At 49.1% G+C, this 9,626-nt stretch carries 4 protein-coding genes and 1 pseudogene; all 5 read right to left on the reverse strand.

Annotated elements, in window-relative coordinates; translation table 11 throughout:
• Nucleotides 1-27 precede the first annotated feature (27 nt).
• Nucleotides 28-1,446, reverse strand: a complete 1,419-nt coding sequence (locus BM114_RS11760) for a RagB/SusD family nutrient uptake outer membrane protein (protein ID WP_255406506.1) — start codon at nt 1,444-1,446, stop codon at nt 28-30.
• A 16-nt stretch (nt 1,447-1,462) separates the two neighbouring features.
• Nucleotides 1,463-4,843 (reverse strand): SusC/RagA family TonB-linked outer membrane protein, encoded by a 3,381-nt coding sequence (locus tag BM114_RS11765; RefSeq protein WP_092113655.1) that lies wholly within the window; start codon nt 4,841-4,843, stop codon nt 1,463-1,465.
• Between the two features lie 80 nt (nt 4,844-4,923).
• Nucleotides 4,924-5,901 (reverse strand): hypothetical protein, encoded by a 978-nt coding sequence (locus BM114_RS11770; protein WP_092113657.1) that lies wholly within the window; start codon nt 5,899-5,901, stop codon nt 4,924-4,926.
• A 57-nt stretch (nt 5,902-5,958) separates the two neighbouring features.
• Complete coding sequence (locus tag BM114_RS11775) at nt 5,959-8,811, reverse strand: M16 family metallopeptidase (RefSeq protein ID WP_177207114.1); 2,853 nt, start codon at nt 8,809-8,811, stop codon at nt 5,959-5,961.
• A 399-nt stretch (nt 8,812-9,210) separates the two neighbouring features.
• A pseudogene (locus BM114_RS14455) lies at nt 9,211-9,626 on the reverse strand (hypothetical protein); the annotation flags it as partial.

Here is a 9,626-nt window from a genome sequence, read left to right on the forward strand (position 1 = left end):
TACAATTTAAATTAAGGTGTACTTTAATCAATTACCTACCGTCCACCCATACTGGATTTCCGCATCAGGCAATGGAAATACGAAGTTGTCTTCGGTCAGCTGAACATCCAGGGCATAAGGTATTTCTGTAAGCCCATGGCTCTTCATGAAAAACCAATACTGCCCCTCTGCATAGAACTCCTTACGATATTCCTTATCCAAAGCCTGGATCTTGCCTTCTTCGGTCGTATAGTTCTCATTGAGAGAAGCCGAATATCCTCGGCGATTCCTTACATAATTGATGTAGTTTCTCGACTGAGTATAGTCCTGCGTGTATTCACAAAGGATGTAATACATCTCCGGCAAGCGGATCAACGGTATCAGTTCGTTGGCATTTGTACTATACTTCTTGGATAAATTCAGATTCTGCGTGTCATAAACATAGAAAGCCGAACTCTTGGAACGGAAGTCGTCGCGGCGGCTTCCCGCCACTTCAAACAGTTTATCAAACTTCTGCTGCGAAATGACATACTGGGTAGTAAACTTATCTCCCGCAGCCCAATGGGATGAAAGATTGTCTTCCAGCTCGTACATGTTCAGTCCGCAGACACACTCATCAAACAATGCAGGATCATTCTGGTTGCTGGTCTGGAGTTCCAGACCACACTTCTGAATCACCTCATTGGCGCAAGCTACCGCATTTATGCCATCGCCCATATAAGCATATACACGAGCCAGGAGTGCATTGATGGCATGATAGTTGAACCGGAAGCGGCGTTCATTGTTCTTCAACGATGTGTCCTGTTCAAAGTCCATCAAGGCTTTGGCCTGTGTCAGGTCACCAATCACATGATCCAAGACATCCTTTGCCTTCAGACGGGGCTGCTTGCTGTTATCCGCAACCGTGCGATAAGGAATGGTCTCTATATCGGGAGCTTCCGGATTATGCCGGTAATCGAACGGTCCCCATGCTCTCAGCAGGTCGAAATGACAGAATGCCCGTATGGCCAACGCTTCGCCACGAAGCATCTGCTGCTCCTGACTGTCGCCGATAACGCTCTTTCCTTTCTTGTCCAGCCACTTCACCAGGTTATTGCAGTTGGCTATGATATTATACAAATTCTGCCATGAGGAAGCTATCTTCTGCTTGATCCCGTATCCGTCTGATGTCGTCGTCTCATAATTATAAATGGCAGAAATATCTTGCACGCCACTGGGAATGTAATCGTATTCCTGGGCTAACTGATCCAGAAGACCGAACGACATGTTGCCCGCATAGGCATTCGTTGTTGCCATCGTCAGGTAAATACCCGTCAAAGCACTCTGGAATCCGTTCTCCGTATCAAACAGCTCACCGGCTTCCAAGTCTGTCTTCGGACTGACATCAAACCAGTCCGAACAAGAGGAAAGCATCAGCATACTCAGTACTGCTACGGAGAAACTCATTATCATATAGTTCTTATTCATATTCATTTGATTTAGATTATTTAAAGATTGCAGATACCGTGAAGGTGAACGAGCGTGCAAACGGATAGCTCAAACCTCGTTCCATGCGCACCGTGGAAATCCTAAACAAGTCATTTGTCGTGAAATTCACATTCAATGCCTGCAAGTTGAGTGTCTTCATGAAGCCGTATTTCTCCGCATTAAACCGATAGCCTACATTCAGGCTGGCCAGTCTCACCTCATTGTCATCCATGATGAAGCGTGTAGAAGCCGGTGTTTCTGAACCGTTGAGGTCTACCTTCTTGTATTTCGCTATGTCGCCCGGCTTCTGCCAACGGTCTTCTGCGGCCCGGCGATCCAGATTGTAGGCAATATTGCTGTTCTCTATCTTGTCGACCAGCGTCTGGTTATATACGACCCCTCCCCACTTATAGGTGAACCCCAAAGAAGCGGAGAAGTCTTTCCAGTTCAACGATGTACTGAATGTGCCGCTTGCGTCGGGGCTCGTGTCTCCCACAGGCACCTTGTCAGCTGCATCCCATACGAAAGTCTTCTGATCATCGCGCGTCAGGAAGACTTCCTTCCCTGTCATCGGATCGATTCCCAATGAGCGAACGGCATAGTAGGTAGTCGTCGACTGGCCCTCCTGATAAACGGGCAGAGGCGCACTCGCCGAAGCCAGTTGCTCTTCGTTCATCTTGCGTAGATAGTCGGATATCTTTCTGATCTTATTCCTGTTATGATTGATTCCACCTGCAATGGTCCAGTAAATCTGCTTTCTGATATTCTGCAAGACGATTACATTCAATGTAGCGTCAAAGCCTTTGTTCTGCAATTCACCCGCATTGATAATCTGCGAACTGAAACCCGTTGACGGCGCCAGGTCGTAATTGGTCAACAACTGTCGTGTGATGTTGTCATAGTAATTGAACGACATGTTGGCCCTATTCTTCCAGAAGCCCAAGTCTATACCAAGGCTCAGATTGTAAGTCTTGGCCCATTTCAGGTCTGCGTTGTTGAGACGAGACATCACGGCACCCAGCATGGGGAAAGAGACATAAGGTTTCATCGTGCCTGAGAATGTATAATATTCTATAGCGTCGGCCGGGCTGAAGTTCTGTGAACCCGTAACGCCATATGTAGCTCGCAAGACCAGGTTGGACACCCGCCCTTCCAGGAACTTCTCCCGATAAGCATTCCAGCGCGCGCCGACACTCCAGAAAGGCGTCAGCGTATGGCGGGCATAACTTGAATTTACTTCGCCACTGATGTTGAAGTCGGCCGAATAGCGTGAGTCGTAGCTATAAGAAAGCTGCCCGATCAACGCCATCGAACGGACAATGCTTTCCGTTCCGCTCGGATTTTGCGACATCTTGTTACCGAAGATAAAGTCGTCCATGTGTGGGTCGGGATAACCCGTGGCACTCAGATTCACATAGTTGCTTCGGTCCTCGTGCACATTCCAGTTGGCAAACATGCTCAATAGATGTTTGCCAAGCGACTGGTTATAGTTCAAGCCGAAGTTGCTCGCCCACGAAGTCATTTCTCCTGTATTCTTCGAGTAGCTACCTTTCAGCGTCTTGTCCATCACATTAATGAAACTCGTATGGCTGGCGGGCAGGAACCGTTCAGCCCTGGCAATACCCCGGGTGTAGTTCAGCTGCTCGGTGATGCGCAAGTTTTCCAACAGGCGATACTCCAGGTTGAGGCTTGAAGATATATTCATGTTGTGGGTGGCATCTTTTATTCCAACATTCGCATTGTAAAGCGGATTGGCTATCAAGACACTGCTTGCGCCGACATAGCTGTCAAGATCCTGTAACGGCTTTCCATGGTCGTCATAGGGGCGGTAGTAGGAATTGACGCGTGTGTATTCCGAGAATGAGCCATAAGGCGAATTGTGCCCATCGGTCTCTGCGAGATTGATAGAAGCGCCCACCGTAGCATTCTGTTTGCGGTAAGTCATATTGAAGTTCACGCTCTTTGTATTGTTGGAAGATCCTTTCATCACACCCGGCGAGAAGGTCGCGTTCAAGTCCAGGCTGTATCTGAATACCTCTGTTCCGCCTGCTGCCGACAGCGAGTGGCGCTGCTGCCATGCAGTACGCAAAGGTTGGCTGAGCCAATAGGTATCAACACCAGCCAGCACATTGCGCCGCAACTGGTTGTAGCGGTTCATGGAGGTGGCATTGGCGGAGTTATAGACACCTGCCATATACTCAAAGTTCAACTTCTCTTCAGCATTCATCAGGTTATAGTCTGTCAAATCTGGAGCCATGATTGTCAGCCCGCCATTATAACTAACCGACAACGCGCCGTCTGGCGCCACCTTGGTCTCAATCACAATAACACCATTCGAAGCCCTCGAACCATAGATTGCCGTAGCCGCCGCATCTTTCAGAATGGTTACATTCGCTATTCGCTGCGGGTCCAACTGCAAGATCCTACTCATGGAAACGACAAAGCCGTCCAATACAAACAATGGCGTATTTGGCTTGCTCGACACATTATCCAACATCAGATCCATCGTATTGGCATTTGATGAAGAGCCCAGGCTCTGGTCACCACGCATCCTGAATTCGGGCTGAGCATTCGGATCGGAGCCTAACGAATTGTTTTCCAGCACCTTGAAGCTTGGGTCAAAGAACTGCAAGCCTTTCAGGAAGTTGTTCGGATTGAGTTGCCTCAGCTTCTCGCCCGACACCTCTACATAGTTTCCCGTGAAGCTCGTCTTGCTTCGCTTGCTGATACCTGTCACCACGACTTCATCCATATTGATGGCGCCGTCGGGTTGCAGGTTAATCTTCATATCGTTATTCGAACGCAGCACCTCAATGGACTGCGTCTTGTAGCCCAAATAGGAAATACGGATGGAAGCCTTGCGTGGCACCTTGATTTCAAACTTTCCATTGGCGTCGGTCACACTACCGCGCGCCACTTCTGCCGTCTGGCTTGCACTGGTTATCATAATCGTCGCGCCGACAAGAGGCTCGGCCGTCTTCCCATCCTGCACAATACCCTGCAGGAAGCATTCATCTTCATGCGAGGCCTTGTCCGACTGTGCCGTCTGATAAGCAGATATAATAATGTGACGACCCTCTTCATAAGTCACCAGCACATTCTGGTCGCCGATCAAGTCGTCTACAACCTTGTCCAGAGGGCGGTTGGTTATGTTCAGGGTCGTAGGCTTGTCAATGCCCACCAACGACACATTCCTGAACTCAACTGTAGCTCCCACGGAATGGGCTACAAGCTCCAGCATTTTCCCCAGCGCTACATTACTCTTTCTGAGCGTCACGGGCGTATCCTTCCACACGGTAGTTTTTGTGTCTTGGCCAAAAGCCAGACACGGCATAAGGGTCAGTCCTATCAGCAACCACAGGACATAGCCCTTCTTGAAACCTCTCGTTATTTTCATATTCTAATGATTATATCAGGGTCATTCTTTTACTTAATCCTATCGGCCGCCCCGGCATGACAGTCGGAGCTACCTTCCTGCTATTGCAGCAGGCTGTCCAACACCTCTACATATGCCTTGTTTTGATTATATTGATCCTTGTATTCCTTCATCAGTGGCAACACACGGTCAATCTGCTTGCCGTTGCGGATAAAATTACAAAGCAATGTATAAAGCACGGCGTCACGCTGATGGCCTTGGTAATACTGCTTCAAGGTCTCAAACATCGTTTCCAGCGTGCCCGGCATGGTATAGGCTCCGCCGACAGCCACCGCCTTTTTCTCCTGATCATAGAAGCAATAGCGCATCAGGAAACTGACATAATCGGGACACATCAGCGACGCTGCGTCGTCACGAAGTTTCACGCCGTCCATCAATTTCCAGTAGTCTCCAATTTCTTGTTCCTCGATAGTCTGGTGGCGAACCTCGGCATACATCTTCGGATATTCCACGAAAGAGAGGTACGACATGGCCTCCTGCTCCGCTTCTATGTAGGCAACCAGCTGCGGATTGGCTATATCTTTATATTTCGCCGCCAGTTCCTTCACCTTGCCCAAGAGCGTCCGGGCATCGTTGATTCGCTTTTGGGGCTTGATGTCGAGGGCCGCGCACGAAAGCAGCTGAGACTTGAAATTCAACTGCCGGTGCATCTGGCGGAGCTCCTGGCGCAGGCGATTGGCAGCTACGGCGCTCTCTGAGCCCGAGAAGACAAGCTGTATCTGCTTGCCCTCCTTACGCACGACCACATGTACGCTGTCGCCTTCGCTCATCAGCACTTCGGTCCGCCCATTGACCAATATTACAAGCGGCGAGAACCTGGGCTTAAACGAATAGGTGAACTCTTCACCGGGATTGTTATGGAATTCTGCCGTAATGGCCGGCGATTGCAAGCAATCATAATACACCATGTCCTGTTGGTAGCCATAGACTTCCGTACTCAAGGTAGTCTTCTTCTGCGCGTAAACACTACCAGCGCCACACAGCAAGGCAATGCCTACGAATATTTTTAGCTTATTCATATAGTCTCTTTTTAGCTATTTAAATGTTTTAGTATTGCATATTAAATTCTCTGTTTTCTAGTTGGCCATGCGTTTCATCGGCGTCTTTATGTTCTTTCTTACAAAGGCAAGATCCTTCATGCGATGAAACAAATCTTTGCCCAAATCTTCCGGCAACATCACCACAGTGACCTTGCCCACATGCTTCATGAATTCTTTCATAAACTGTTGCATATATTTTGGTGTTAGGGCTGATATGATTAAAGAGTAGTCGGCGCGACTATCCACGCCATAATGAACATATTTATACACCACATCGTCCCAATAGCCATTACCTTGGGTGCCTGCGGCGAATCTTTTCTGCATCTGTGCTTTCACTTTATTTAATATAGACTCATCAATCTGCCGTGTCATATCATCGACCGTCTCATTGATGGCTTTCATCACTTCTGTCTCCCTTCCAGGCGTCATCGGGCACATCACCGTCAGTGTAAATATCGGTTCATCCATGCCGAGCGACGCCTCACCCTTTGCATTACAGGTATAAGCTGCCTGCATTTTCAGCCTGACCTTGCCCAGCAAGGCTTCTGACAGCAACTGTCCGGCCATGTCCATCTTGATGACATTTTCGGGCGAATAGACTATGCGCTCATTGTGCCACATGACATAAGCCCTCGAATTTGGAACCTTCATCGGCCGGATGAAAATATTCTTCACCTTGCCTTGAGCCAATACGGCGGATCTGCCTGTCCGTCTCCCGACCTTCTCCGTTGGGACGGAAGCCAGATAACGGCATACTAACTGGTACACGACATCTTCATCCAAATTACCTGTCAGATAAAAAGTCCAGTCGCGCATATCAGCCGTACAAAAATGGGCCATCTGCAAGATGCGATTATAGTCGGCCTTGTCAATATCCGTTTCGCTAATAGCTTCCATCCAAGGATGGTGCCCATAGAGCGTAGCATTAATGCTATCGGCCATTACGGCTTCCACATTGTTGTGGTTCGACTCCACCATTGCCTTTAGCTGCTGCTTCAGCATATTGAACGACGGCAGATCGGGCTTGATGGCTGTCAAGTAAAGATGCGTCAACTGTAGCAACGGCTCCAGCTGCAGGATGGGTGCCTTGCCACTGATGCCCGTATAGCGGTTGTCCATGCCCATGCTTATCTGCAGTTGGCGGTCGGCCAGATACTGTGCCAACTGCACAGCCGAGAGATTGCCAAGACCGCTGATGCCGATGGCATTGTTGAAGAGTTTCACCTGTGGAAGGTCATCCCTGCCAAAGCGGGCACTGCCACCCTTGCCTTCTGCCCGCAGGATGACGGGCTGGTTAAGCATATCTGTCTTCTTCAAAATGACGCGGGCCCCATTGGAGAGTTGCCATTCGGTATAACCCAAAGTCTCATTTCGGCTTTCTTTGATAATATTTCCCGCGGCGGGAAGATTTATCAACAGTTGTCCGTCATGGGTTGCCGGCTTGTAAGATCCAAGCCTTAATTCCTCCGCCGAGGCCACGGCAGCCAGCAACTCCTGCGCCGTTGCCTCTTGTTGGCCAGCTTCCTCACGGTTAAAGTTCACGATAACCATATTCTTGCCCGAGCATGAGAACAGCTGCCGCAGCCGTTCTTGAGCCATGGCTTGTAATTGGGTAGATGAAAAACGACGCAGCGTCTGGCCCACAAACACAGAGGATGGTAGTGCGCCACCATGTAGGAAATGATCCTTGCAGGCTTCGAAAACTTCTACCGCAGTAACACTCTGCCCCAGCGCCTCATCGGCCGAATGCTTGAACATTGCAGCTTCTTCCAAACTAAAGCCATCCTTGGAAGCCCGCAACACTTCGGCCACCGCTCTGCGCAAGGCTTCGGCCGTAGACCGGATGTCTTTGGGCACAACTGAAAGTTCCAATGCTTTCCGCACAGAGGCATACACATAGTTGCCTTCTTTCATCGTTGCCTTCACAAAAGGGCAATCGCCCTGCCGGGCACACTGCGCCAACCTGTCATTGAGCATGGCACAAAAGGCCTGCGTGGCATAGTCGTCGACCAGCCCCGACACACTATAGCGGACAGAATCCGCAACAGCGCCGCGCTTGATGAAGAGTTTCACATAGCCTAACTTCAGCTCCTTATCGTGGTCAATGATAATGATAGGCTGGTCATTGTCGGGCACTGGTTCTGCCACAACGGGACGAACGCCGACGGGATTGCGCAAAGCGCCAAACTGCTGACGAATGGCCGCCACCATCTCGTCGGGATCTATGTCGCCTACGATAATGACCGCCTGATTCGACGGGTGATACCATGTATGGTAATAATCCATCAAAGCCTTAGGAGAAAACGAACGGACAATATCCATCGAACCAAGCGTGGTTCGACGACCATACTTGCTATTGGGAAAGAGTGAAGAAAGATTGCGCTCAATAAGGAGGTTGGACGCTCGGGTACGCAACTTCCATTCTTCCTGAATGACGCTGCGTTCCTCGTCAATGGCCTGTGGTTGCAACAAAAGGGCGTTGCCCCAATCACGGAGAATCAACAGACAGGAGTCTATCGTTGACTGCCGTCTTACGGGAACATTACAAAGTTGATAGAAAGTCTCATCCACCCGGGTCGTGGCATTAAGGTCGGTTCCAAACTGCATGCCGAGGGATTCGCAATAAGAAATCAAGCTGTTACCCCTGAAATGTTCAGTACCTTTAAAGCACATGTGCTCCAGAAAATGAGCCAGCCCCTGCTGGTTGTCATTCTCCTGAATGGCACCTACTTTCTGAACGATATAAAAGTTGGCATGTTGCTTCATCCCACCATGATGCTTAACATAATAGGTAAGTCCATTCTCCAAACATCCTGTTCTGATAGTGGAATCTTGTGGGATGACATCCTTAGGGATCTGCGCTGATGCCGTTATTTCACAGATTCCCATATAGATAATAGTTAAAATTCTCGCATGCCACATAAGATTTAAACTTAAAATCTTTTATCTTTACAAAGATAAAAGATTTTTTTTAAAAACAATCAAATAACAATTAAATTTTATTACTGCTTTCCCACTATGGATGAAAATGACGGCAAAAGCCTATCTACAGTAGGACGAGGCCTAAGGAACAGGGCCAAAAGTCTGGCATATCGGACTTGACCATATACTGGTTTCTGGGTTTACCCATAAAAGAAAAGAGAGCTTGCCAAGTTAGAGAACATTCGTGTTGTCCTTATCTTGAAAGGGCTGTTTTTCTGAAAGCACGGCTTTTGCCTTCATTTTCCCAAGGAAAATATACCAAGAAACTGTACAGCCGTTTACATGCTAAAAATATCCGTGCCCGGACTACTTATATTCTATCACGCCCTTGTCGTTCACTCTGAGCTTCGGCCGCGGCTGAGGCGTGGTCTTCTGCCTTGTCTGGGCAGCTTTACGACCTGCCTTATTTGTCTTTGCCACCGGCTTTCTCGACTCTGACCGGACAGTCTTCGGCTTGGGGGGATAGGGCCGGAAGTCGACGACCTCCTTATAGCGATAGCCACCGAATGCGGGGTCTGGGATGCGCTGAAGCGACTTATAGTAGATGCCCTCGGCCTCCATCGCAGTATCGGTCATCAGGATTCCGTTTTCAAACCGGCGGCGGTTGGTGATGTGCCCAGCAGAGTCATAAACATATTCGGAGCCGTGCGTCTGGCCGTTCTTATAGGTTCCGCGGACATAAATGACGGATTTTCCCCCCGGTGTGTCGGGCAGATGGTATT

Origin of the sequence: Prevotella sp. KH2C16, assembly GCF_900113305.1 — a bacterium.
Lineage (GTDB): Bacteria > Bacteroidota > Bacteroidia > Bacteroidales > Bacteroidaceae > Prevotella.